Here is a 23,814-nt window from a genome sequence, read left to right as displayed (position 1 = left end):
GCGCCTGGCCGGCGGCGCTGCCCCGAGGGTCAGCTCACGTCGTCCAGCCCCTGCTCGATCGCGTAGCGCACCAGCTCGACCCGGTTGTGCAACTGCAGCTTGCCGAGCGTGTTCTGGACGTGGTTCTGCACCGTGCGGTGCGAGAGCACCAGCCGGTCGGCGATCTGGCGGTACGACAGGCCCTTGGCGACCAGCCGGAGCACCTCGGTCTCCCGGGCGGTCAGCCTGGGGACGGCGGGCGAAGGCGCGGGCGCGGCGGGTTCGGCGGCCAGGCGGCGGAACTCGCCCAGGACCAGGCCGGCGAGGCCGGGGGTGAACACCGGATCGCCCAGCGCGGTCCGGCGGACCGCGTCCAGCAGTTCCTCGCGCCTGGCCGACTTGACCAGATAGCCGGTGGCACCGGACTTGACGGCCTCCAGCACGTCCGCGTGCTCGCCGCTCGCGGAGAGCATCAGGATCCGCACCGACGGGTCGTACGCCAGCACCCGGCGGCAGACCTCGACTCCGGACAGGCCCGGCAGGTTGAGGTCGAGGACCAGGACCTGCGGGGTGGAGGCGCGGGCCCGGCGGACCGCCTCCTCGCCGTCGCCGGCCGTGGCGACCACGGTCATACCGGCCTCGGCGAGATCCCGCGAGACCGCGTCCCGCCACATCGGGTGGTCGTCCACCACCATGACGCGGATCAGTTCGACGGTCACTCACCCTCCCTGGGCACTCGCAGTTCCACCTCGACGCCCTCACCGGGCACCGAGTACAGCTCGGCGGTGCCGCCGAGGTCCAGCAGCCGGCCCCGGATCGACTGGGCCACCCCGAGCCGGCCGGCCCGCTCCGCCTCGCCGAGCCGCCCGGCCGGGAAACCGGGGCCGTCGTCGCGGATGCTGACGGTGACGGCCTCCGGTTCGTCCTCGACCAGGATCCAGGCGCGCGCCCGCTCGCCCGCGTGGCGGTGCACGTTGTCCACGGCCGCGCCGACGGCGGCGGCCAGCTCGCCGGCGACCCTGCCGGGCAGCAGCACCGGGGTCGCCGGGGCGGAGAGGGTGACCCGGTCGTCGGCGTACGGGGTGAGCAGCACCCGCAGGTCCGCTTCGGCGCCGGCGGACTGCCGGGGCAGCGGCGCACCGGTCATCAGGGTGCGCAGCGCGCGCTCCTGCTCACCGGCCAGCCGGCCGAGTTCACCGAGGCCGCCCTCCTGGCGCTGGACCAGCGCGAGCACCTGGAGCACTCCGTCGTGGATGTCCCGGGAGAGCCGCTCGCGCTCGCGGGTGGCCGCCTCCACCTGGAGGGCCCGCACCAGGGCGGCCTCGCCGGCCCGGGCGAGTTCCAGCACGTACCCGATGGCGCAGCCGGCCACCAGCAGCAGCACGGTGTTGTGCACGTTGTCGCCGGTGAGGCCGCCGTGGCCGGCGAAGTTCGCCAGGCCGATCACGGTGCCCGCGAAGGCGGCGGCCCGCCGGCCGCTCCTGCCCGCGAAGCCGAGGACGGTGCCCGCCGCCCAGATGGTCGGCAGGGTGAGCGCACCGGCGTGGATCCGGGCGGGGGTGTCGATGGCGCCGCTCAGCACGATGCCGGTGACGGCGATGGCGAGGTCGGTGCCCAGGACGTACCGGGAGCAGCGGTGCGGGTTGGCGAAGGCGCGGGTGCTGGCGAGCGTCCAGAGGGTCAGGACGCCGAGGTAGATCCAGCCGGAGACCGGGTGGAGGAAGTGCAGGTAGGAGTGGAAGTAGCGGACGACCGCGTAGCCGAGGGCCAGGATCCGGAAGAAGGAGATGGCGCGCCAGATCGGCATCTCGACCGACATGCCGCCGGCGGTGACGGTCCCGCCGGGGCCGGGGGCCGGTGCGGTCCCCGATCCGTGGTCCGCCATCGTCCCCCCTGCCCGGCTCCCCGCCAGTCCCGTCCTTCGCACATGCGAAGTCCGGGGCTAGTCCGTGCCCTTCTCCGTTTCGGCCCGGTCCTTCTCGGCGGCGGCCTTCTCGGCGTCCTGCTGGGCCTTCAGGGCCTTCTGCTCGGCCTTGCGCTCGGCATCGGCGCGCTTCTTGTCCTCGGCGATCTGGCGCTTGGCGGCGGTCGCGTAGATGTCCACGTACTCCTGGCCGGAGAGCCGCATGATCTCGTACATCACCTCGTCGGTGACCGAACGGAGGATGAAGCGGTCGTTCTCCATGCCCTGGTAGCGGGAGAAGTCGAGCGGACGGCCGATCCGGATACCGGGCCGGATACCGAAGTTGGGGATCACCTGGCCGGGGGGCTGCACCTTCTCGGTGTCGATCATCGCGACCGGGATCACCGGGGCGCCGGTGGCCAGCGCGACCCGGGCCAGGCCGCCGACCTTGCCGCGGTAGAGCTTGCCGTCGGGCGAGCGGGTGCCCTCGGGGTAGACGCCGAACAGCTCGCCCCGCTCGATCACCGCGATGGCGCTGCGGATCGCCGCCTCACCCGCGCCCCGGACACCGGAGCGGTCCACCGGGAGCTGGCCGACGCCCTTGAAGAAAGCGGCGGTGAGCCTGCCCTTGAGTCCGGGCGTGGTGAAGTACTCGGCCTTGGCGATGAAGGTGACCCGGCGCTTCATCAGCGCGGGCAGGAAGAAGGAGTCCGAGAAGGAGAGGTGGTTGCTCGCGATGATCGCGGCCCCCTCCTCGGGGATGTTCTCCGCGCCCTCCATCCACGGCCGGAAGAAGATCCGCAGCAGCGGTGCGACGATCATCTTCATCAGTCGGTAGAACAACCCGGGCCTCCTGTATCGCGGACCGGTCGATCCTAATGCTTTCGGCCTGCGCGATGCGCACCCGCGCCGGGGCCGTAACTCGCCCGCTCGCCCGCGAGCGCCCACGCCCGGCGGCTTCGGGCCGGTCCGCCAGGGGCGGCGGGCCTGTACGGCGCCGGTGGCCGCGTGCGACGATTCGGGTCCCAGTGCTGCCCGCGAAGGAGCCCGCAGATGCCGGTGTCACCGCTGCTGCCCGGCGCCGAACCGTTCCGCCACCGGGGCGGGCCGACCGGCGTACTGCTCGTCCACGGCTTCACCGGTTCCCCGCAGTCGCTGCGCCCCTGGGCCGAGCGGCTGGCCGCCGCCGGACTGACCGTCTCGCTGCCGCTGCTGCCCGGTCACGGCACCCGCTGGCAGGACATGCAGGTGACCCGCTGGGAGGACTGGTACGCCGAGGTCGACCGCGAGCTGCGGGAACTGGCCGACCGCTGCGACCAGGTGTTCGTCTGCGCGCTCTCGATGGGCGGCGCGCTCGCCCTGCACCTGGCCGCCCGGCACGGTCCGGCCGTCGCCGGACTGGTGCTCGTCAACCCGTCCGTCCGCTCCGACAACCCCGCGAGTGTGCTGCTGCCGGTGCTGCGGCACCTGCTGCCGAGCACCAGGGGGGTGTCCGGCGACATCGCGCTCGAGGGCGCCGCCGAGGCCGGCTACGACCGTACGCCGCTGCACGCCGCCTGGTCGCTGGGGCGGCTGTGGCGGACCGTGCAGGCCGAACTGCCCGAGGTGCGGCAGCCGGTCCTCCTGCTTCGCAGTCCGCAGGACCATGTCGTCTCCCCCGCCAACTCCGCACTGGTGCTCGCCCGGATATCCTCGACCGACGTGGCCGAGCTGCTCTGCGAGCGCAGCTTCCACGTGGCGACGCTGGACCACGACGCCGAGCTGATCTTCGAGGCGAGCCTCGACTTCATCCGGCGGCTGGCACCACTGGCGACCGCCGAGGCCGTGAACCACCTGGGCTGAAGGGCTGGTTGTGCAGAAGAGGCGGTACCGATGAGCACGGCGGCGGGCGGCGACGAGGAGCTGCCGCGGGACGGCGAGGCCAAGGGGGACTCCCCGGGCGAGTCCGAGACACCTCCCCGGCGGCCGGCGGCCGGCAGCCAGGCCGAGCAGGACGCGATCTTCGCGGCCCTGGTCGCCCAGTTCGACGACCCGGTGGACCTCACCGACCCCCAGTGGCCGGAGATCGAGAACCTCCGTGCCAAGGGCGAGCCCCGCACCGGGCCGGGCACCGCGCCCGAACTCGCCGAGTTCACCCCGCAGCCGCGCCCCCGCCCGGCCGGCCCCGGACCGCGCGACTACGAACTCTCCGCGGAACCGGACGAGGAGCACTTCGTCCAGCCCGACCCGCCCCTCCCGACCATGGACACCACGGCGAAGTTCGCCTGGCTCGCGGTGCTCGGCGGCCCGGCGCTGCTGCTCTTCGACGTCCTGGTCTGGCGCGAACTCTCCGGCTGGCCCGCCTGGGTGGGCGTCGGCGCCTTCCTCGGCGGCTTCGTCACGCTGATCGCCCGGATGAAGGACCGCGACGAGGACGAGCCCCCGGACCCGAACGGCGGCGCCGTCGTCTGAGACCGACCGGCTCCTTGATCCACGCTCCCTGTCGCCGGTCGGCCCAAGGCGTCGCCCGACCCCGGGTCACCCCCGGGCCGGCGGTACCCGGAGCACCGCCAGCACGGGCAGGTGGTCGGTGGCCGCGAGCAGGTCGGCCGGGGCGACGCCCGGAAGACCGTGCGGGACGCCGCAGGCCAGCACCTCGATGTCCGGAGTGGCGAAGACCCCGTCGATGCGCTGGTACGGGTTCTCGGGGACCGAGGTCCAGGTACCGCCCCAGGGTGCGGTGGCGTGGGCGTCCTGGAACCGGGCGGCGAGGCGCTGCCAGCCCGGATCCTCCGGGTGCTCGTTGAAGTCGCCCGCGACGACGCCGGGTTCACCCGGCGAGAGCTGGCCGGGGAGCAGCCCGAACTGCCGGTGGCGCTCCTCGGGGTCGAGGCTGAGGTGGCAGCTGGTCACCGCCAGCGGGGCCGCACGGCCGAGGCGGACCACCGCGGTGGCGAAGCCCCGGGCGTGCAGGCCTCGGGTCTTGGGGAGCAGGCGGTCCCGGGTCTCGACCACCCGGACGTCCGGCCTGCCCAGCAGCAGCGGGCCGGCGGCGATCCGGCCGCCTCCGGCGAGGATCACGGTGCCCGTCCGCCGGGCCAGCCAGGCCGCCTGGCCGCCGGGGCGCCAGTAGCGCGGGGACTCCTGGACGCAGACCAGATCCGGCCGGCAGGCGCGGATCACCCGGACCAGGGCCCGGCGGTCGTCCCGCAGGGAGCGGATGTTGTAGCTCAGCAGGCGGACACGCCGCCCGCCGTCGGGCTCGTCCCCGGAGGCCGGCAGCTGAGGAAGCGACATGTCCCCATGATCAGCCACATCCGGGCCCGGCAGAAGCACTCGGTCCGCCGCACCGGCCCCTGGCCGGTGCGGCAGCGCCGCCCTCGGCCGGCCCGGCGGAGCCCCGCACTCCTGCGGGGCTCCGCCGGTCTCAGGGGCGGGCGCGCCGGGGCACTACCCCGGGAGGTGTCAGTTCCGGGCCAGGTCGGCCGCACCGGCGATGCCGGCCGCGGAGCCCATCGAGGCCAGTACGACCTCCGCGCGCGGGCGGTGCACCCCGCCCGTCAGGTACTTCTCGAACGCCTTGGCGACCGGGTCGAGCAGCAGCTGGCCGGAGTCGGAGACCCCGCCGCCGAGGACGAAGACCGCCGGGTCGAAGAGTGCGGCGAGGTCCGCCATGCCGCGGCCCAGCCACTCGGCGAGCTCCTCGTAGCACTCCAGGGCGAGCGGGTCGCCGCCCTCCGCCGCCTCGGTGATGTGGATGCCGCGGATGGTCTCGGCGACCCCGTCGTTCAGCTCGAGCATCCGCTTGCCCCGCACCTGGTCGGCGGCGGCACGCTCGCGCCCGTACCGGCGCAGCGCGCGCCCGGAGGCGTACTGCTCCCAGCAGCCCTTGCCGCCGCAGCCGCAGAGCAGGCCGTCCGGGACCATGTTGAGGTGGCCGATCTCACCGGCCACGCCGAAGCGGCCGCGGTGCAGACGGCCGTCCAGCACGATGCCGCCGCCGATGCCGGTACCGACGGTGATCAGGACCATGTCCTCGTACGCGGCGGCGGCGCCGAAGCGGAACTCGGCCCAGGCGGCGCAGTTGGCGTCGTTCTCGACGACCGCGCGCAGGCCGGTGAGCTCCTCGATCCGGTTGCGCAGGGGCTCGTTCTCCCAGGCGATGTTCGGGGCGAAGATCACCGTGGAGCGGTCGCGGTCGACGAAGCCGGGGGCGCCGACGCCGACGGCGGTCACGGCGGGGTGCTGCTCCTTGAGCTCGCGAACGGCCTGGGCGATGGCATCGACCGCCCACTGGGGGTCGGCAGGGGTGGGTACCCGGGTCCGGGCGAGGATCCCGCCGTTCTCGTCGACCACGCCGGCCGCGATCTTGGTACCGCCGACATCGACGCCGATGGTCAGAGCCATGTGTGCCTCAGCTATTCACTCGTTCCCGCTGTCTCGAACGGTACCCGGACAACGGCGCTCCCGTACACAGCGCTGCATACATTATCCGAAGACATTTAGCCGAGTTCCCGGGAGTGCGCTTTCAAAAGTCGTACGTTATGCCCTGGTCAGTGACGTTGTGAAACCGGGTGACCACGGGTTATGGCCCGTGTTTTCACTAATTGTCCGACGGTGCGTCGAGGTCGATGTGCTGCGGGTCCGACTGTTCGGGGGCCGACCAGCGGCGTTCGTGGCCGGAGACGGCGGCACGGTAGGCGGCGAGCAGTTCGCTCCCGGCGGCGGCCAGGTGTCCGTACACCTCGGGGTGCTGTTCCCGCAGGCGGCCGCCGACCTCCTGGGCCCTCTCCCCCACCGCGGCGGCGAACCGGCGCACCTCCTCGACCAGCGGTCCGAGTTCGCCGGCAAGGGGCTGGTCGGTCTTCTCCTCGGCCATCGGGCGCCTCTCTGCTGGGGCGGCCACGGCGGCCGCCGTGTCCGAGACGCTACCTGATGTCCTGGTTCCAGCCGGTCGGCCAGAGCGCCGGATCGGGCGCGAAGCGGATCGAGAGCACGCCCTCGGCCAGCCCGGCGCCCTGCACGGTGCAACGGCGCAGCGCGGAGGGCAGTGGCAGGATCCGCCGGTAGGCACCCAGGCCGACCACCAACTCGTCGCCGCGCCGGACGAGTTCGAGCTCCGAGCGGTCGGCGCCGGGCAGCGCGAGCTGCCAGAGCAGCAACCCCTCGTCGGCCAGCCGGTCCACGACCTGCCAGGGGGTGTCGTACGGGACCAACTCCCGCTCGTCGTACAGCTGCGCGGCCATCCCCTCCAGGGTCGGCTCGGTCCTGCGGCCCACGAGCAGCGGCAACCCACCGAGCTCCCCCGCCAGTTCGGCGAGCCGGTCGCGTTCGCGGGCGGCCTGGGCGGCGAGCCAGGGGTCGGGGGACTCCAACGCGGCGGCGGGCAGCGCGCGGTGGGCGACCACGGCGTCCAGGCGCTGCCCGTACAGGGCGAACCCCGCGCGGATCCGGCGCAGTTCGTCGAGGCTGTGGTGGTCGGCGTCCACCACCAGGCGGATGGATGTGCCCGGCCGCTCAACGGCCGCACGGGCCTCGGCCAGCACGTCGGCCGCCTTGGTCCGGGCCTCGAAGAGCCAGTCGGCGGGCATCGGCACTCCGGCGACGGCGGCCAGCAGCGGGCGCAGCGCACGGGCGGCCTGGCGCTGCTCGGGCAGCAGCCGGTCGAGATAGCGGGCGAGCTGTTCGGGCAGCGCGAGGGTGGCGATCAGTTCGGCCGGGTCGGGGGCGGCGACCACCAGGACCTCGGCGTCGGCGGTGCGCAGCGCGCGCAGCAGGGCGAGCCGGCCGGTGCCCGGGAGCGGGGTGAGCTCCTCGGGGTCGAGCGGGGTGGCGCCGATCAGGTCGAGGGCGGGGCCGAGGCGGCCGCCGAAGCCCTCCAGGACGGAGCGGAAGGTCTGCTGCTGGTCGACCCGGGCCGCGGTGAGGTGCTCGGTGCACGGGGTGGGCAGTTCGGTGAGCCGGATGCCGAGGGCGGCGTCCAGCGTGCGGTGCGGGTCGTCGGCGGCGAGCAGCAGGGTGCGCCGGCCCCGGCCGGCGGCGTGCAGGGCGGTGGCCGCGGCGATCAGTGCCGAGCCGTCTCCGCTGACCAGGATCGTCCGCACCGGCGCCTCAGCCCTCGACGCGCTTCTTCAACCCGGCGAGCGCCCGGTCGATGATGACCTTCTCCGCCTTGCGCTTGATCATGCCGAGCATCGGGATCTTGACGTCCACGGCGAGCTGGTAGGTGACCTCGGTGCCGCCACCGACCGGCATCAGGGTGTAGGAGCCGTCCAGGGCGCGCAGCATCTGGCTCTTGACCAGCGTCCAGGAGACCTCGCGGTCGTCGTCCCAGGTGTAGGCGAGGACGTGCTCGTCGCGGATCGCCCCGGCGTCGAGCAGCAGGCGGACCTGGGTGGCCCGGCCGTTCCCGGCGCTCTCCAGGACCTCGATCTCCTTGACCTCGCCGGTCCACGCCGGGTAGGCGGCGAAGTCCGCGATCACGGCCATCACCTCGGCCGGGGTCGCGGCGATGGTGATGCTCGACCTGGTGTGTTCCGCCATGGAACGGTCCTCCGCGTCTCTTCCGATGTGCGCCCAGGGCAGGTTATCGCGCCGCACGGGCGCTTCCGTGCCGCGGGGCACCGGGGGCGGAGGGGAGAAACGGGCTACCGGCGGGTCACATCGCCGCTGTCGTATGGTGCGTGTCGAAACCTCCCGGTTCGCCCGCCCCGGCGGACCGGTATCCCGCCAGACCCGGCCGAACGGTGTGACTCTCGGAACAACCGGACCTGCCCCCCTGGTCGAATCCGTATACCGGGCAGTAACGTCCTGCCGTCCCGCAGCGTCGCAGACGAGGAGCAGTCTTGCTCGAGTTCAGCCTTCCGGCCCGTTACCAGGTACCGAGCGCCGGTAACCTCGCCGACCTCGTCCACCAGAACGCCGAGCGGCACCCGGGTGTTGCGGTGATCAGCCGCAAGGTGGGAGGGCACTGGTCGGATCTGACGGCTGTACAGTTCCTCGCCGAGGTGCACAGCGCGGCCAAGGGCCTGATCGCCTCCGGTGTGCAGCCGGGCGACCGGGTCGCCATCATGTCCCGCACCCGCTACGAGTGGACGCTGCTGGACTTCGCGATCTGGACCGCGGGCGCGATCACCGTGCCGGTGTACGAAACCTCCTCCGCCGAGCAGGTGGAGTGGATCCTCGGCGACTCCGGGGCGGTCGCCGTGATCACCGAGACCGACACCCACGCCTCGGTGGTGGCCGGTGTCCGCGACCGGCTTCCGGAGCTGCAGAACACCTGGCAGATCGAGACGGGCGCCGTCGCCGCCCTCGCCGAGGCCGGTGCCGGGGTCGACGACGACACGGTCACCGAGCGCCGCTCCCTCGCCGACGCCGACTCGATCGCCACCATCGTCTACACCTCGGGCACCACCGGGCGCCCCAAGGGCTGCCAGCTGACGCACGGCAACTTCCTCGCCGAGCTGGGCAATGTGACGGCCCGTTTGGAACCGCTCTTCCGGACCGGCGAGGCCTCGGTACTGCTCTTCCTCCCGCTGGCGCACGTCCTGGGCCGGATCGCCGAGATCGCCGCCGCCATCGCGCCGATCAAGCTGGGCCACGTCTCCGACATCAAGTACGTCACCGACGAGCTGGCCTCCTTCCGCCCGACCCTCATCCTGGGCGTGCCCCGGGTCTTCGAGAAGGTGTACAACACCGCGCGGACCAAGGCGCAGGCCGACGGCAAGGGCAAGATCTTCGACCGGGCCGCCGACACCGCCATCGCCTACAGCCGGGCGCTGGACCAGGGCGGCCCCGGCCTGTTCCTCAGACTCAGGCACGCGGTCTTCGACAAGCTGGTCTACAGCAAGCTGCGCGCCGCTCTCGGCGGCCGGGCCACCCACGCGATCTCCGGCGGTGCCCCGCTCGGCGAGCGGCTCGGCCACTTCTACCGGGGCATCGGCTTCACCGTCCTGGAGGGCTACGGCCTGACCGAGACCTGCGCGGCCACCGCCTTCAACCCGCACGACAAGCCGAAGATCGGTACGGTCGGCCAGCCGCTGCCCGGCTCCTCGGCCAGGATCGCCGAGGACGGCGAGGTCCTGCTCAAGGGCCCGCAGGTGTTCACCGGCTACTGGAACAACCCGGCCGCCACCGCCGAGGCCCTGCATGACGGCTGGTTCGCCACCGGTGACCTCGGCTCCCTGGACGACGAGGGCTACCTCACCATCACCGGCCGGAAGAAGGAGATCATCGTCACCGCGGGCGGCAAGAACGTCGCGCCCGCCGTGATCGAGGACCGGATCCGCGCGCACGCCGTGATCGGCGAGGTGATGGTGGTCGGCGACCGCAAGCCGTTCATCTCCTGTCTGGTCACCATCGACGAGGACTTCTTCCCCAAGTGGAAGGAGCTCAACGGCAAGCCCGCCGAGGCCACGCTCGCCGAGCTCCGCGAGGACCCCGATCTGCTGGCGGCCGTCCAGGCGGCCGTGGACGACGGCAACCTGGCCGTCTCGCACGCCGAGGCCGTCAAGAAGTTCCGCATCCTCGACACCGTCTTCTCCGAGGCCAGCGGCTATCTGACCCCCTCGCTCAAGCTCAAGCGCAATGTCGTCCTCAAGGACTTCGCGGCCGACGTCGAGGCGCTCTACCAGCGCTGAGAGAACGCTCCGGGGGAGCTCGTGCCCGCGTTCAAGGGCCCTCGGACGAGCAGACAGGGGCGCGGGGAACGGCGCGAAGCGGAAGGCGGCTGCGGTCAGCCGGGCCCGTCGGGCCGGTTGCACCCCGACAGCCCCGGTGGGGCGGTGCACCCTGCTCATCCGAGGTACGTGCGGGCCGAAGCCTTCCGCTGCGCGCAGTTCCCCGCGCCCCTGGTGACCGCTGGTCACCCTCTGCTGCTGAAAGGCCCCGCGGCCTAAGCGGCGAGCAGCGAGGTGAGCCGCCCCGCGAGGAGGTCCCAGCGCCAGGAGCGTTCCACCCAGCGCCGCCCGGCCTCCCCCATCCGCCTGCGCAGCTCCTCGTCGTGCAGCAGTCGTGTGATCCGCTCCGCCGCGGCCGCCGCCGACCGCCCGGAGACGACGTACCCGGTCTCGCCCTCCAGGACGGCGTCCGGCGCACCGCCGGAGTCCCCCGCGACCACCGGCAGCCCGGTCGCCGAGGCCTCCAGGTAGACGATGCCCAGCCCCTCGACGTCCAGGCCGCCCCGGCGGGTGCGGCAGGGCATGGCGAAGACGTCCCCCGCGCCGTAGTGCGCGGGGAGCTCCTCCCACGGCACCGCGCCGGTGAAGCGCACCGATCCGCTCACCCCCTTGGCCTCGGCCAGCTTGCGCAGGTCCGCCAGGTACGGGCCGCCGCCGACGATCAGCAGGACCGCGTCCGGCACCGAGGCGAGGATCTGCGGCATCGCGGCGATCAGGGTGTCCTGGCCCTTGCGCGGCACCAGCCGCGACACGCAGACGACCACCGGCCGGTCGCTCAGGCCCAGCCGGGCCCGGATCTGAGCGCCGCCGGAGTCCGGCCGGAAGGTCTGCTCGTCCACCCCGGGCGGCAGCTGCACCATCCGCTTCGCCGCCGCCGGACCGACCGCGGCGGCGATCCGCGAGCGGGTGTACTCGCCGAGGTAGGTGAGCGTGTCCGTGCCCGCGCCGATCCGGTGCAGCAGCTGCCGGGAGCCGGGCAGTTGGGCCCAGGCGGCCTCGTGCCCGTGGGTCATGCCCAGCAGCCGTCCGGCGCCGGCCCGGCGCAGTGCGGGGGCCATCAGCCCGAGCGGTGCGGCGGCGCCGAACCAGACCGAGTCGCAGCCCTCGGCCCGCAGGATCTCGGCAGCCCGCCGGGTGACCCTCGGGGTGGGCACCATCATCTTCGTCCGGTCCCGGATCACCGGGAAGGGCTGCTCCGCGTCGAACCGCCGGACCTCGCTGCCGTCACGCCAGGTGGAGGCGTACACCACAATGCTTCCGGCGGGCTGCCGCACGGCCATATTGTGTACGAACGCCTGGATTCCGCCGGGCCTGGGCGGGAAGTCATTGGTGACGATCAGGGTCTTGTGCATGCCACGGCTCGCTCGGTCAGGGGGTGCTCGGTGTACCGGTCGGTGATCCGTACCATAGGTCAACACTGCGGCCCGCCGGGAACGCGGCCGGGCACCGCAACCGTTTCCCTCCCGTGCCGGTCGGACGGCCGAGGCGCCATCGGCGCCACCCCCATGTCGCAGGGCACCGGGCACGAGCACCCGGGGGCATGGAAGAGTACAGCCCCATCAGTCGTACGAGGGAGCGCAGTGGAGTTGGTCCCGGCCGGTGTCACCGGCAACACCGGTAGTACCGCGCTGCCCGCGCCCCGCCGTCCGGCCGGCGGAGCGCTGTGGGGTCTCGCGGGCGGCTGGGTGATCACCCGGGTCCTGATCGTGCTGATGGTCTCCGGTGTGCTGTGGGTCTCCGGCACGGACGTCACCTCCGACGTCTCGGTGATCTACCACGGCTGGTACGAGGTCCTGCAGACCGGCACCTTCCCGCTGGACGACGTCACCTGGCAGTACCCGCCGGGCGCGGCCCTGGTGATCCTGCTGCCCGGCCTGCTGCCCTGGTCCTACCTGGTCTCCTTCTTCGTCGTCTGCGGCGTGCTGGACGCGCTGACGATGGTGCTGCTGATGCGGGCCGGCACCCGCAGGGGCCGCAGCTTCAGCGGCGCCTGGGTCTGGGTGGCGGGCGTCCCGCTGCTCGGCCCCACGGTCTACTGCCGGTACGACATCCTGGTCACCGCCGTCGCGGTGGCCGGGCTGCTGGTGCTGGTGCGCCGCCCGGCGATCGGCGGGATCCTGCTGGGCATCGGCGGCCTGGTGAAGATCTGGCCGGTGCTGGCGCTGGCGGGCACCCCTCGCGGCCGCCGTACCCGGCGCTCCTGGACGGCCGCGGCGGCCACCCTGGGCGCACTGTGCTTCCTGCTGGCGGCCGGGATGAACGGCGCCTTCGAGTTCCTGAAGTTCCAGCGGGACCGGGGCATCGAGGTGGAGTCCCTCGGCGCGCTGCCGCTGCACTTCGCCCGGCTGGCGGGCACCTGGAACGGCCAGGTCTCGATGAACTACGGCTCGCTGGAACTGCTCGGCCCCTGGGTGCCGCTGATCTCCCAGCTGTCGGTGGCGGCCACCGCCCTGGGATTCGCCTGGCTGCTGCTGTGGCGGCTGCGGGCCAAGCGCTGGCAGCCCGCCACCACGTACGACGCGGCACTCGCCGCTCTGCTGATCTTCACCGTCACCAGCCGGGTGATCAGCCCGCAGTACCTGGTCTGGCTGGTCGGGGTGGCGGCGGTCTGTCTGACCGTACGCGGCACCAGCCAACGGCCGGTCGCGGCGCTGATCCTCCTCGCCACGTTCTTCACCACCCTGGAGTTCCCGCTCCTGTTCGGCCAGGTGCACCACAGCCAGCCGTGGGGCGTGGCGGTGCTGACCGCACGGAACGGACTGCTGCTGGCGGCCACCGTGGTCTCCTGCCGCCGCCTGTGGCGCTCCACCCGGGGGCCCGACGCGGAACGCACCGTCGTCCTGCCGGCACTGGAGCGGACCGGCTACCCGGTCCGTCCCGGCATCGCCTACGAGCAGGACCTGCTGGACGGCCTCGACTCCGAGACCGCGCGGCAGTAGCGCCGGTCCGCGACGCCGGATACCCCTACGAGAGCGTCGGCAGCCGGCGGACCTCGTCGATCCACCGGCGGGTGAACTCGTCCAGGCCGATGCCCAGTTGCGTGCGGAACAGCCCGTCGAGCCCCTGGGGCCCGGCCGGTTCGGCCGCGCCGACCGCCCGGTAGAGCGCGACCAGGTGCTGCTCGCTCCACCGGGTGGCGATCAGCTCGCAGGCCAGCCAGGCGAGTTCGTAGGCCTGGGCGATGCCGGCCGAGCCGGCGGCGAAGTCCGCGTTCAGGGGGAGAGCGGTGGGCAGCCGGCCGGCCGTCACGTCGCCGGCGAGCTCCGGGGCGATCTGCCGGGCGGTGCGGCCCCTGCCCCGGTAGCCGGTGTAGTCGGCCACGCCCTCGGAGAGCCAGAGGGGGGTCCAGGGCTTGGTGTCGGCCCGGGTCGCGACATGGGTGGCCTCGTGGGTGGTGACGACCCTGCGGCCCAGGTCGCTGAGCCCGGCGAAGGCGTCCGGGTTGAGCAGTATCCGGTCCGCGGCGGTGCCGTGCGGGGCGCCGGCGGCCGCCGTGGTGACGGCCGCTATGCCCTGGTAGTCGGCGGCGGAGACGTTCAGCAGCCGGGCGAACTGCTCCTCGCTCCGCGCGGTCTCGATCAGCAGCCGGTCCGCCCAGCCGTCGCCCCAGACCTCCCGGACCGCCGGTACCGCCTGGTCCGCGATCTGGGCGATCATCTGCAGCTCGGTGCTCCCGGCGAGCCCGAGGACCAGGGACCGGCTGCCGTGCACCGCCTGGACGGTACCCAGGTCCCAGAGCGCGGCGGCCCCGGTCGGCTCGTCCCCGGCCAGCAGCCAGGTGCCGTCGCGCCGGACGAACTCCAGGGTGCGGCCGAGCAGCGCCGGGTGGTCGTCCACACCGCGCAGCCGGTAGCCGAGATCGGCCAGGACCGTGACCCGGTCCACGCTCCGCGACTGCGTGAAGTCGGTCATGCGGTAGGAGAGTTCGGCGAACGGCAGCGCGCGGCAGCGGGCCAGCGCCGACTGCTGGGCGCCCTGGGCCTCGGGGGCGACGTCGGCGAGCAGCCCGGCCCGGTCCGCAGTGAGCAGCGCCCTGGCCCGCCGGGACAGCAGGGCCTCGATCCGGGGCCTGGCGGACGGGCCCGCCCCGGCGGGTTCGGCGGCCGGGCGGGCGATGGGGCGCGCGCCCCGGCCGGAGAGCTGTGCCAGTCCGCCGGCCGCCAGCAGCAGCGCGCCGCGCCGGGACAGCACGGGCCGACCTGCCCCGGTCGGCCGGGGCAGGTCGGTGACCAGCGGTTCCTGGTCCGTGTTCAGACCCGCACCACCCCGGCCACCGGCATCGCGTTCACACTCTCGTAGCGGACCCTGGCGCCCGGGTGGGGCGCGTGCACGACCACCCCGCCGCCGGCGTACATGCCGACGTGGTGCATGTCCCTGAAAAAGATCACCAGGTCTCCCGGTCGCGCCTCGCTCAGGCTCACCCGCCGCCCCGCGTACATCTGCGCCTGCGAGGTGCGCGGCAGGGTCACTCCGGCCTGCCGCCAGCTCCAGTACATCAGACCGGAGCAGTCGAAGGTACGCGGACCGGTGGATCCGTACACATAGGGCGAGCCGATCCGGGAGACGGCGGCGGCCAGCGCGGTGGCCGCGCGGTCGGAGGAGGCCGGCAGATCACCGAGATCGAGCCGGTCGGTGCCGCGGGTGGCGCGCCACTCGGCCTCCTTGGCGTCCTCGGTGGCCATCCTGACCCGCTCGGCCGTGCCGAGGGTGTTGAGCAGCCGCTGGGCCTGGTCGAGCCGCTGCTGGATCTGCTGCTTGCTCTCCGCCAGGGCGCGGCGGGCGTCCTCCAGCTCGGAGAGTCTGGCGACGGTCTCGGCGCGGCGCTGGTCGAGCCTCAGCTGCCGGTCGATCACCTGCCGGACGGTGGCGCTCTGCCGCTCGGCGGCCTGGTCGAGGCTGCGGGCCCGGCTGAGGTACCCGGCCGGGTCGGAGTCCAGCATCAGCGCGACGGCCGGGTCGATACCCCCGGCCCGGTACTGGGCGGCCGCGACCGCGCCGAGATCGGTGCGCAGCCGGTTCAGCTCCTCCTGTGCGGCGGCGACCTGGTTCTGCAGGCCCTCGGCCTCGCTCTGCAGCCGCCGCTGGCGCTCCTCGGCGGCGTTGAACCGCTCCGACGCCCGCTCGGCCTCCTCGTACAGCTGGTCGACCTGGGCCCTGATCTCCTGTTTGGACGGGTCCGCCGGTGCGTGCGGGGCCGCCTGGGCCGCACCGCCGAACGTTATGCCGAGCGCGGTGGTGGCCGCTGCCGTGAACACCAGGGCGCGGGCCAGCCGCGGCTGGCCCGACAGGGGGGAACGGCGGTGCATCGACATGGGGGCGGCTGCTCCATTCGTCCTCGGCTAAGACCGACCGGCGCCAGACACTAGCGATTCCGGAGGATCTAGTCCAAGCCCCTGCAGTGTCGAATATTTGACCACAAATCGGACATCGATCCGGATGCTCGGAAACGCCGCAGGCCCGGCCCCCGGAAGAGGGTCGGGCCTGCGGCGGGCCGGCTCCGGGTCAGACCCGGACGATGGCCGAAATCGGCAGCGCCGTGGCGCTCATGTACTGGACCGGCTTGCCGGTGCGCGGGGCGTGGATGACCTGGCCGCCGCCCACGTACATCCCGACGTGGTGCTGGTCGTCGTAGTAGATGATCAGGTCGCCGGGCCGGGCGTTGGCGATGTTGGTCCCGACATTGGTCCCGGCCGTGGCCTGCTCCTGCGAGGTGCGCGGCAGCGAGACACCGGCCTTGGCGTACGACCAGACCATCAGGCCCGAGCAGTCGAAGGCCCCCGGGCCGACGGCGCCCCACAGGTAGGGCTTGCCCTCCTGGCTCTCGGCCGCGGCGACCGCGGCGGCGGCGTACGAACCGGACGGCGCGTTGACGCTGCCACCGCCGCCCTTGCCGCTGCCGCCGTTGCTGCTGCCGCCACCGCCGCCGGAACCGAGGTCGGTACGGCTGTCACCGCGCGAGGCACGGGCGTTGGCGGCCGCGTCGGAGGCGGCCTGGTTCTGGGCGGCCTGGATCGCGTCGCGCTCCTGCTGGGTCAGCGAGTCGAGCAGATCCTTGGCCTTCGCCAGCTTGGCCTGGACGTCCTCCTTGGAGGCCCGGAGCTCGTTGGTGGTGGCATCCAGCTCGGCCAGCTTCGACTGCGCCTCGGACTTCTGCTGGTCGAGCTTCTCCTGCTCGCCCTTGAGCGTCTTGAGCGCGTCGGCCTGCGACATGCCGACCTGCTGGGCCGAGCCGGCCTGGTCGAGGAAGTTCTCCGGCGAGCTGGAGAGCATCAGCTGGACCGTGGGGGAGATACCGCCGTTGCGGTACTGCTCGGCCGCGACCTGGGCGAGCTGGCCCTGCACGGTGCTCACCTGCGCCTGCTGGCGGGCCACCTGGTCCTGCAGGTCGTTGACCTGCTTCTGCAGGGTCTGCTGCTTCTCGGTGGCCGCGTTGTACTTCTCGGTCGCGACCTCGGCCTGCTCGTTGAGCTGGTCGACCTGGGTCGCGACCTCGTCCTTGGTCGGCTTCGGATCGGCGTGCGCGCCGGTCTGCGCGGAGAGCGCCACCGCGGTCGCGGCGGCCGCGGTCAGGATGCTGACGCGGGCACGGCTTGGAGGCTTGGGACGACGATGGGACGCCACTAAGGCGGACTCCTTCTTCCTACGTCCGCCTACCGGGTGAGCTGACGGGTTCGGGCTGGAAGAGATGCCCTACGACGCCTCACCGGTCGCCGCCCACGACGGCCGACCGACCTGGCGCCGATTCACCCCGAGGAACGTGGTTCCCCGGCTCCGATCCGCAGCACCCCCAACAGGGGCTTCCCTGTGAGGAGTTGAACTGCCCAGCTGCCTCTCGGACTCGACGGTAACCCCCGCCGCCACCCTGGCTGGGTGATCAACTGTGCGGTGGTTCAAGTCCCGACCCTAGTAACCAAACCGTGATTCATTCAAATCCTTGTCAGAAAAAATTCTGAATCAGCGACAAGTTCATTTGTGAACCGACCGAGAGTGACGAACCGGACACCACTTGCTGACAGGTCCTCATGGAAACGGCCCGCCGAAGTGCCCTGCGTCACAGGACGGTTTCGGCGGGCCGGAAGCCCGGATCGCGGCGGCCGTCAGACGCGGCGGATGGTGACGATCGTCATCGCGTCCGCCGGCATCGTCCGCACCACGTCACCGGTGTGCGGGGCGTGCACCACCATGCCGTTGCCGATGTACATCCCGACATGGCCACCGCCCTCGTAGATGACCAGGTCACCCGGCTGCGCCTGGGACAGCGAGGGCACCCGGGAGCCGATCCCCATCTGCTCCTCCGAGGTACGCGGCAGCGAGACACCGGCCTTGGCGTACGACCACTGCATCAGTCCGGAGCAGTCGAACTCGTCCGGACCCGCCGAGCCCCAGTGGTAGTCGTGCCCGCGCATGCTCAGCGCCGCGGCCACCGCGACACCGGCGTAGCCGCCCGCGGTCGGCAGCGAGCCGAGGTCGGCGCGCGCGTCGCCGCGCGAGGCCCGGTCGGCGGCCTGGACGGCGGCCCGCTCCTGCGCGGTGAGCGAGTTCAGCAGGTTGTTGGCGTCCTGCAGCTTCTGCTGCACCTGGGCCTTGGCGTCGTTCAGCTGCTGGGTGTTGCGGTCCAGCTCGGCGAGGACGGAGGCCGCCTCCTGCTTCTGCTGGTCCAGGCGGGCCTGCTGCTCCTTCAGCGCCTTCAGGATGTCGGCCTCGGTCTGGTTGACCTGCTGGGCGCTGGAGGCCTGGTCCAGGTAGCCGTTCGGGTTCGACGAGAGCATCAGGGCCACGGACGGATCGATCCCGCCCGAGCGGTACTGGTCGGCGGCCACCGCCGACAGGCTGGTCTGCAGCTGCGTCAGCTGCTCCTGGCCCCGCGCGACCTGGTCCTGCAGATCGGCGGCCTGCTTGCGAAGCTGGTCGGCGTGCTCCTGGGCGCCGTCGTACTTCTCGGCCGCCTGCTCCTGCTCCTTGTTCAGCTGGTCGATCTGGACCTTGACCTCGTCCTTGCTCGGCTGGGGCGCCGCGTGGGCGCTCGCGTTGGCCGACAGGGCGACCGCGGTCGCAGCTGCAGCGGTCAGCACGGACACCCGCGCGCGGCTCGGCTGCTTGGGACGGCGGTGGCTGGCCAAGGGACTGGCTCCTTCTTCCTGCTGGACCCGCCCGTTCGGGCGGAATTCCGGAAAATAGGTTTGACTCCAGACCCTAGTGAAGATGACGGATTAGCGCCACTCCCCCTGCCGCCCCAACCCCCAGCCCCCGCACGGGATTCACTGGACCGTCACACATTGTCGAAAATGTCCGAAGTGTCGTCAAAGCCACCCCCGGCAGGCTGTCAGCGGAGACCGAACCCGCAGGTCAGGACCGGGACAGCCGGTTCAGCAGCAGCACCGAGGACACCGGACGGGCCCCTGCCTTCCGCACCCCGTCGGCGACCTCCTTGTCGGCGGAGACCACCACCACCGGACGCCCCTTGGGCTCGGCCCGCACCAGCCGCCGGATCAGCTCGTCCGCCGTCTCCCCGGTCCGGCTGAACCGCACCCGGACACCGCGCGGCGGCGCCATGATCACCGGGACGTCCAGGTCCTGCCCGTCGAACACGCAGGTGACCTCCGCCTGGGTGCGCTGGGCCAGCATCGCCAGACCGCCGAGCAGCCGGATCCGCTGCTGCTCCAGCGGCAGCGACGGGTAGCCGGTCTTGGTGACGTTGTAGCCGTCCACCACCAGGTGCACCTGAGGGATCGCCAGCAGCTGGTCCAGCAGCGCCGGGTCGTCCTCCGCCAGCCCCCGCCGGGCCACGTCGTTGGGCGAGGCCGAACCGGGCACCACCGCGTCCACCAGGTCGCCCGGACGGATCTGCGAGACCGGCAGCGCCAGCTCGCGCTGCAGCCCCTGGGCCGACTGCAGCACGGTGTCCAGCAGCAGCCTCAGCCGCATGTCCTCGATACCGCGCCCCTCCCTCGCCGACCGCCGACCGGCCTCGAGGGCGGTCTCCAGCTCGGCGATCCGGTGCCGCAGCCGCCGGGCCTCGCCCTCCGCCGCACTGCGCTCGGCCCCCGCGGCGGCCCTGGCCGCGTCCAGCTCCAGCTGCAGCTTGCGCGCCTCGGCCTGCGCCCGCCGGGTGTCGCTCTCCAGACTGCGCACCCGCTTGCGCAGCGACTCCGCCTCCCGGCGGACACCCTCCGCGTCGGCCCGCTGACGGTCCAGCTCGGCCCGGGTCTGGGCGCGTACCGCGGCCAGCTCCTCCTGGAGCTTCTCCACCAGCCGGGCGGCCTCGGCCGCCGCGCCCTCCGCGCCCGCCCGCTCCACCTGCTCCCCGGCCTCGGCCACCAGCCTGGCCCATCCGGCCGGCCGCAGCAGATACGCGGCGGCGGCGACGTCCATCGGGTCAGCGGCGCCGGGCACACTCCCGGCCTCCAGCGCCTTGACCAGATCGGGCTGGCCCAGCCGAAGCCGGTCCGCTATCCGGAGCCGGAACAGCGGCTCCGACTCCAGAGCGGCGGCCAGCGCCGTGCCCGCGTACTTGGCCCGGCGGGCCGCGGTGAACTTCGCGTACTGGCGCAGCGAGGCGGGCACATCGGCCGACGGCAGTCCGCCCAGCGCGTCGGCGGCGATCCCGACCACCCGGCGGCGCACCCCCTCGGGCAGCGGCCGGTCCAGCTGCTCGGCCTCCGCGGCCCCGGCCACCTCGGGCTCGGCCACCTCGGGCTCGGCCACCTCGGGCTCGGCCGAGGCGTCATCCGCAGCCTCGGCAGCGGGCGTCCCTGCCGCCGGCGCCTCGACCGCGGCCGCTTCAGCCCCGACGGCTTCGAGCCCGGTCGGCTCGGCCTCGGGCCCGGGCGCGGCACCGGCCACCGGGACGGCACCGGTCCGATCCACAGCGGGCGGACGCCCCTGCGGCTCGGCCGGCCCCCTCGCTGTGTCCACCACGTCCTCGGCTCCGATCCTGCTCTGCGGGTCCCGCACGGCCCCTTGCCGCTGCCCTCACACCCACCGCTCTCTGCAATTGTCCCGTGTACCGTGCCCCGCCCGGGACCCGGTCACACACCGGGGCGACAAGCCCCGCCCCATGGGACAGCGGCCCCTCCCGGACCGCGCCGCCAGGCGCTCGGTACCGGGACGGGGCCGTCGGGGTTCAGGCGCCCGGCCGCTCCCCGGCACCGGGACGGGCCACCAGCTCCACCTGGTCCACCGCGTTGCACCAGCGGCAGCGCACCGACTCGATGGTCTCGGCCAGCACCTCGGTCTCCTCCACCCTGGACTCGCCCGCGAGGTCGAAGTGCAGGTACTCCACGACCTTCGCCGAGCGGGTCACGTCGAACCGTGTCAGGTTGCCGCAGAGGGTGCAGCGCCAGCGGGTCTCGGCGGTGGGGGCGGCGATGCTCATCGGGCCGGTCCTCTCTCGGTGCGTTCCCCGGACTCTCGCCCAGGTCGGCTGCGGTGGCTGGTGCGGTAGGTATGGCGGCCCAAGCCTATTGCCTGCCCGTACCCGGCCCGCCACCCGGTGCGGACCTGCGCGGCCGCGACCGGCGGACAAGACCGCCCGGCGATAGGGAGCGTGGGTGAAGAAGGGGGTCCCCCCGCCCGATGGCGGGCAAGGACGGCCCCTCCCGCCCGATGGCGGGCAAGGAGGGAGAGAGAGCTATCGGCACGCGACGCCGCGGGCCCTATCGCCGGTCGGTCTAGCCCGCACGCAGTACCCCTCGGTGTCGTCCGGGACCGCCCGAGGAATGCTCGTCTCCATGGCGACCCCCGTCCTCGACCACCTCCCCGCTCAGGACGGCGTCCCGCCCGTCAGGGCCCCGGTGGTCACCCTCGCCCTGATCGCGGTCAGCGCGGCACTGCTGCTGGCCGGCCCCAGCGTCGGCCTCAACCCGGCCTACGGCACCGGCCCGGCCCGGGTCTGCGCCGAACAGCGCTACGAACAGCGCTGGGGAGCGGTACCCGCCGAACTGGTCTCGGGCCGCCCGCTGACCGCCGCTCAGCTGGCCACCCTGCCGCCGGTGGTACCCGGCTGCCGGTTCTCCCCCGACCCGGGCAAGATCCCCGCCCTGTCGGTGCTCACCGCCTTCTTCGTCCACGCCGGCTGGCTGCACCTGCTCGGCAACATGCTCTTCCTCTTCGTCTTCGGCCCCGGCGTCGAGGAGCGCTTCGGCCGGACCCGCTTCCTGCTCGGCTACCTCACCGTCGGCGCGCTGGCCACCTACGGCTACGCCTGCGCGCAGGTGCACTCCCAGGAGGCGGTACGCGCACTGGTCGGCGCCTCGGGGGCGATCTCCGGGGTGCTCGGCGCCTACCTGCGGCTCTACCCGAGGGCCCGGGTCACCGCACTGGTGCCGCTGCTGTTCTTCCTGCCGCTGCGCTTCCCCGCCTGGCTGGTGCTCGGGCTGTGGTTCGCGACGCAGTGGTGGTCGGTGCACTCGGGCGGCTCCGAGGTGGCGTACCTGGTGCACGTGATCGGCTTCACCGCCGGCTACCTGGCCACCTGGGCGGCGACGCTGACCCGCCCCGATACGCTGGCCCCCTCCCCACGGACAGGAGCCGACGAGTGATCACCGCGATCGTACTCATCAAGACCAGCGTCGACCGGATCCCCGAGATCGCCGAGGCCATCGCCGCCCTTGAGGGCGTCAGCGAGGTGTACTCGGTGACCGGCAGCTACAACCTGGTGGCGATGGTCCGGGTGCGGCGGCACGACGATCTGGCCGAGGTGATCCCCGGCAGGCTCAACAAGGTCCCCGGAGTGCTGGACACCCAGACCCAGATCGCCTTCCGCACCTACTCCCAGCACGACCTGGAGGCCGCCTTCGCGCTGGGCCTCGACGAGTAGCGGTCCCCTGCGCGGACCACGGGCGCCGCGCCCGGCAGGAGGGGCTACGCGCGCTCGCGCCGGGTGTCCGCCACGCAGCGCCCGCCCTCGCTGCGGTAGGTCCACCGCGCGCCGTCCGTGACCAGTTCGCGGACGGCCGCCAGGAAGCGGTCCAGGTGCTCGTCGGGCGTCCCCGCGCCGAAGCTGACCCGGATCGCGTTCAGACCGCGCTCACCGGGCAGCGAGGGCTCGGGCGCACCGCACTCCGAAGGTGCCGCCTCCTCGCCGCCCAGCAGCGTACGGACCAGCGGGTGCGCGCAGAACAGCCCGTCCCGCACTCCGATCCCGTACTCGGCGGAGAGCGCCGCCGCGAAGTGCGAGCTGTTCCAGCCCTGCACCACGAACGAGAGCACCCCCACCCGCGCGGAGTCGGCGCCGAACAGGCTGAGCACCCTCACCTCGGGGATCCGGGCCAGGCCGGCCTTCAGCCGCTCCACCAGCCGCCGCTCCCGGGCCTGAAGCGCGTCGAACCCGGCCTCGGTCAGCGCCCGGCAGGCCGAGGCGATGGCATAGGCGCCGATCACGTTGGGCGACCCCGCCTCGTGCCTGGCCGGCCCCTGGTGCCATGCGACGGCCACCTCACCGTCCGCCGCCCTGGCCACCGTGCGGCTGGCACCGCCGCCCGCCAGGTACGGCTCGGCCGCGTCCAGCCAGTCGCTCCGCCCGGCCAGCACTCCCGCGCCGAAGGGCGCGTACAGCTTGTGGCCGGAGAAGGCGATCCAGTCGACGTCCAGCTCGCGGACGGAGACCCGGTGGTGCGGGGCCAGCTGCGCGGCGTCCAGCACGACCCGGGCACCGTGCCGGTGGGCGACCTCGGTCAGCTCGGCGACCGGCCACAGCTCCCCGGTCACGTTCGACGCACCGGTCACACAGAACAGCAGCGGGCACCCGGGCCCGTTCGAGGCGGCCTCGGCCAGCGCGGCGTCCAGCGCGGCGACCGCCTCGGCGTGCGAGCGCGGGGCCCGCAGGTAACCGACCGTCAGTCCGCGGCGGCGCCACGGCAGCAGCGAGGCGTGGTGCTCGGTCTCGAAGGCGAACACCCGGGTGTCCGCCGGAACCGCCCCGGCCAGCAGGTTGAGCGAGTCGGTGGTGGCCCGGGTGAACACCACCTGGTCGTCCTCCCGCAGGTCGAGGAAGTCGGCGACGGTCCGGCGGCTCTGCTCGAACAGGTCGGTGGACAGCTGCGAGAGGTAGCCGGCACCGCGGTGCACGCTACCGTAGTACGGGGCGTAGGCGGCGACGTCGTCCCAGACCCGCTGGAGCGCCGGGGCGCTGGCGGCGTAGTCGAGCGCGGCGTACGTGACCTTCTCACCGCTGACCAGCGGGACCTGGACGTCATGGCCGAGGACGGTGAGCGGGACGCTGACGTCGGCGGTGGCGGAGGTGGCGGACATGGATGCACTCCTGCGAGGTCGGGG

Annotated in this window: 22 protein-coding genes and 1 riboswitch; of the genes, 6 read left to right on the top strand and 16 right to left on the bottom strand. The window is 73.1% G+C overall.

The window, feature by feature from the left end:
• Positions 1-29: 29 nt before the first annotated feature.
• The 3 genes from ACSMTC_RS27660 to ACSMTC_RS27650 all read right to left on the bottom strand — a co-directional run bounded on the left by ACSMTC_RS27660 (position 30) and on the right by ACSMTC_RS27650 (position 2,710).
• Positions 30-674, bottom strand: a complete 645-nt coding sequence (locus ACSMTC_RS27660; RefSeq protein ID WP_436564828.1) for a response regulator — start codon at positions 672-674, stop codon at positions 30-32.
• Between the two features lie 20 nt (positions 675-694).
• Entirely contained in the window at positions 695-1,798 is a 1,104-nt protein-coding gene (macS, locus tag ACSMTC_RS27655; protein ID WP_436564827.1) for a MacS family sensor histidine kinase, read from the bottom strand.
• A 123-nt stretch (positions 1,799-1,921) separates the two neighbouring features.
• Positions 1,922-2,710, bottom strand: coding sequence for a lysophospholipid acyltransferase family protein (locus ACSMTC_RS27650; protein WP_436564826.1), 789 nt, complete (start codon positions 2,708-2,710; stop codon positions 1,922-1,924).
• A gap of 225 nt (positions 2,711-2,935) precedes the next feature.
• On the opposite strand from ACSMTC_RS27650, the gene ACSMTC_RS27645 reads away from it, so the two are divergent.
• Positions 2,936-3,724 (top strand): alpha/beta hydrolase, encoded by a 789-nt coding sequence (locus ACSMTC_RS27645; RefSeq protein WP_436562419.1) that lies wholly within the window; start codon positions 2,936-2,938, stop codon positions 3,722-3,724.
• 30 nt (positions 3,725-3,754) lie between these two features.
• Positions 3,755-4,333 (top strand): hypothetical protein, encoded by a 579-nt coding sequence (locus ACSMTC_RS27640; protein WP_436562418.1) that lies wholly within the window; start codon positions 3,755-3,757, stop codon positions 4,331-4,333.
• A gap of 66 nt (positions 4,334-4,399) precedes the next feature.
• On the opposite strand, the gene ACSMTC_RS27635 is transcribed toward ACSMTC_RS27640, so the two are convergent.
• From ACSMTC_RS27635 to ACSMTC_RS27615, 5 genes are all read right to left on the bottom strand, one after another.
• The gene (locus ACSMTC_RS27635; protein ID WP_436562417.1) at positions 4,400-5,158 is read right to left on the bottom strand and encodes an endonuclease/exonuclease/phosphatase family protein; all 759 of its coding nucleotides are present in this window, start codon (positions 5,156-5,158) and stop codon (positions 4,400-4,402) included.
• Between the two features lie 168 nt (positions 5,159-5,326).
• Positions 5,327-6,268, bottom strand: coding sequence for an ROK family glucokinase (locus ACSMTC_RS27630; protein WP_436562416.1), 942 nt, complete (start codon positions 6,266-6,268; stop codon positions 5,327-5,329).
• A gap of 196 nt (positions 6,269-6,464) precedes the next feature.
• Complete coding sequence (locus ACSMTC_RS27625; RefSeq protein ID WP_436562415.1) at positions 6,465-6,740, bottom strand: DUF5304 family protein; 276 nt, start codon at positions 6,738-6,740, stop codon at positions 6,465-6,467.
• A gap of 49 nt (positions 6,741-6,789) precedes the next feature.
• A complete protein-coding gene (locus ACSMTC_RS27620) occupies positions 6,790-7,965 on the bottom strand; it encodes an ArsA family ATPase (RefSeq protein ID WP_436562414.1) in 1,176 nt (391 codons plus the stop codon).
• Positions 7,966-7,972: 7 nt separating this feature from the next.
• Positions 7,973-8,404: an SRPBCC family protein gene (locus ACSMTC_RS27615; RefSeq protein ID WP_436562413.1), complete on the bottom strand. Its 432-nt coding sequence runs from the start codon at positions 8,402-8,404 to the stop codon at positions 7,973-7,975.
• Positions 8,405-8,706: 302 nt separating this feature from the next.
• Between ACSMTC_RS27615 and ACSMTC_RS27610 the strand changes: the two genes are divergently transcribed.
• A complete protein-coding gene (locus ACSMTC_RS27610) occupies positions 8,707-10,500 on the top strand; it encodes an AMP-dependent synthetase/ligase (protein WP_436562412.1) in 1,794 nt (597 codons plus the stop codon).
• 254 nt (positions 10,501-10,754) lie between these two features.
• Here the strand turns inward: ACSMTC_RS27610 and ACSMTC_RS27605 are convergent, their stop codons facing one another.
• Positions 10,755-11,891 (bottom strand): glycosyltransferase family 4 protein, encoded by a 1,137-nt coding sequence (locus tag ACSMTC_RS27605; RefSeq protein ID WP_436562411.1) that lies wholly within the window; start codon positions 11,889-11,891, stop codon positions 10,755-10,757.
• Between the two features lie 276 nt (positions 11,892-12,167).
• Between ACSMTC_RS27605 and ACSMTC_RS27600 the strand changes: the two genes are divergently transcribed.
• Entirely contained in the window at positions 12,168-13,478 is a 1,311-nt protein-coding gene (locus ACSMTC_RS27600) for a glycosyltransferase 87 family protein (protein WP_436564825.1), read from the top strand.
• A gap of 25 nt (positions 13,479-13,503) precedes the next feature.
• Here ACSMTC_RS27600 and ACSMTC_RS27595 read toward each other — a convergent pair whose 3' ends face one another.
• From ACSMTC_RS27595 to ACSMTC_RS27570, 6 genes are all read right to left on the bottom strand, one after another.
• A complete protein-coding gene (locus ACSMTC_RS27595) occupies positions 13,504-14,730 on the bottom strand; it encodes a hypothetical protein (RefSeq protein WP_436562410.1) in 1,227 nt (408 codons plus the stop codon).
• A 59-nt stretch (positions 14,731-14,789) separates the two neighbouring features.
• A complete protein-coding gene (locus ACSMTC_RS27590) occupies positions 14,790-15,851 on the bottom strand; it encodes a C40 family peptidase (protein WP_436562409.1) in 1,062 nt (353 codons plus the stop codon).
• Positions 15,852-16,041: 190 nt separating this feature from the next.
• Positions 16,042-17,160: a C40 family peptidase gene (locus ACSMTC_RS27585; protein ID WP_436562408.1), complete on the bottom strand. Its 1,119-nt coding sequence runs from the start codon at positions 17,158-17,160 to the stop codon at positions 16,042-16,044.
• Positions 17,161-17,170: 10 nt separating this feature from the next.
• Positions 17,171-17,333, bottom strand: a riboswitch (cyclic di-AMP (ydaO/yuaA leader).
• 303 nt (positions 17,334-17,636) lie between these two features.
• Positions 17,637-18,659 carry a C40 family peptidase gene (locus ACSMTC_RS27580; protein WP_436562407.1) on the bottom strand — a complete coding sequence of 341 codons (1,023 nt, stop codon included), beginning with the start codon at positions 18,657-18,659 and terminating at the stop codon, positions 17,637-17,639.
• Between the two features lie 226 nt (positions 18,660-18,885).
• The gene (locus tag ACSMTC_RS27575; RefSeq protein WP_436564824.1) at positions 18,886-20,244 is read right to left on the bottom strand and encodes an NYN domain-containing protein; all 1,359 of its coding nucleotides are present in this window, start codon (positions 20,242-20,244) and stop codon (positions 18,886-18,888) included.
• Between the two features lie 418 nt (positions 20,245-20,662).
• On the bottom strand, positions 20,663-20,914 hold the full coding sequence (locus ACSMTC_RS27570; RefSeq protein ID WP_436562406.1) for a hypothetical protein: 252 nt from the start codon (positions 20,912-20,914) through the stop codon (positions 20,663-20,665).
• 355 nt (positions 20,915-21,269) lie between these two features.
• Here ACSMTC_RS27570 and ACSMTC_RS27565 point away from each other — a divergent pair, with 355 nt between their 5' ends.
• Together ACSMTC_RS27565 and ACSMTC_RS27560 are read left to right on the top strand one after the other, a co-directional pair.
• A complete protein-coding gene (locus tag ACSMTC_RS27565) occupies positions 21,270-22,079 on the top strand; it encodes a rhomboid family intramembrane serine protease (RefSeq protein WP_436562405.1) in 810 nt (269 codons plus the stop codon).
• Complete coding sequence (locus tag ACSMTC_RS27560; protein WP_436562404.1) at positions 22,076-22,357, top strand: Lrp/AsnC family transcriptional regulator; 282 nt, start codon at positions 22,076-22,078, stop codon at positions 22,355-22,357. The genes ACSMTC_RS27565 and ACSMTC_RS27560 overlap by 4 nt, the downstream gene beginning before the upstream one ends.
• Before the next feature lie 44 nt (positions 22,358-22,401).
• Here ACSMTC_RS27560 and ACSMTC_RS27555 read toward each other — a convergent pair whose 3' ends face one another.
• A complete protein-coding gene (locus ACSMTC_RS27555; protein WP_436562403.1) occupies positions 22,402-23,790 on the bottom strand; it encodes an aminotransferase class V-fold PLP-dependent enzyme in 1,389 nt (462 codons plus the stop codon).
• Between the last annotated feature and the right edge of the window lie 24 nt (positions 23,791-23,814).

Source organism: Kitasatospora sp. HPM-01-4 (assembly GCF_051374625.1).
Lineage (GTDB): Bacteria > Actinomycetota > Actinomycetes > Streptomycetales > Streptomycetaceae > Kitasatospora.
The sequence above is the reverse complement of the archived record's forward strand: the minus strand, read 5'-3'. Positions and strand labels throughout refer to the sequence as shown.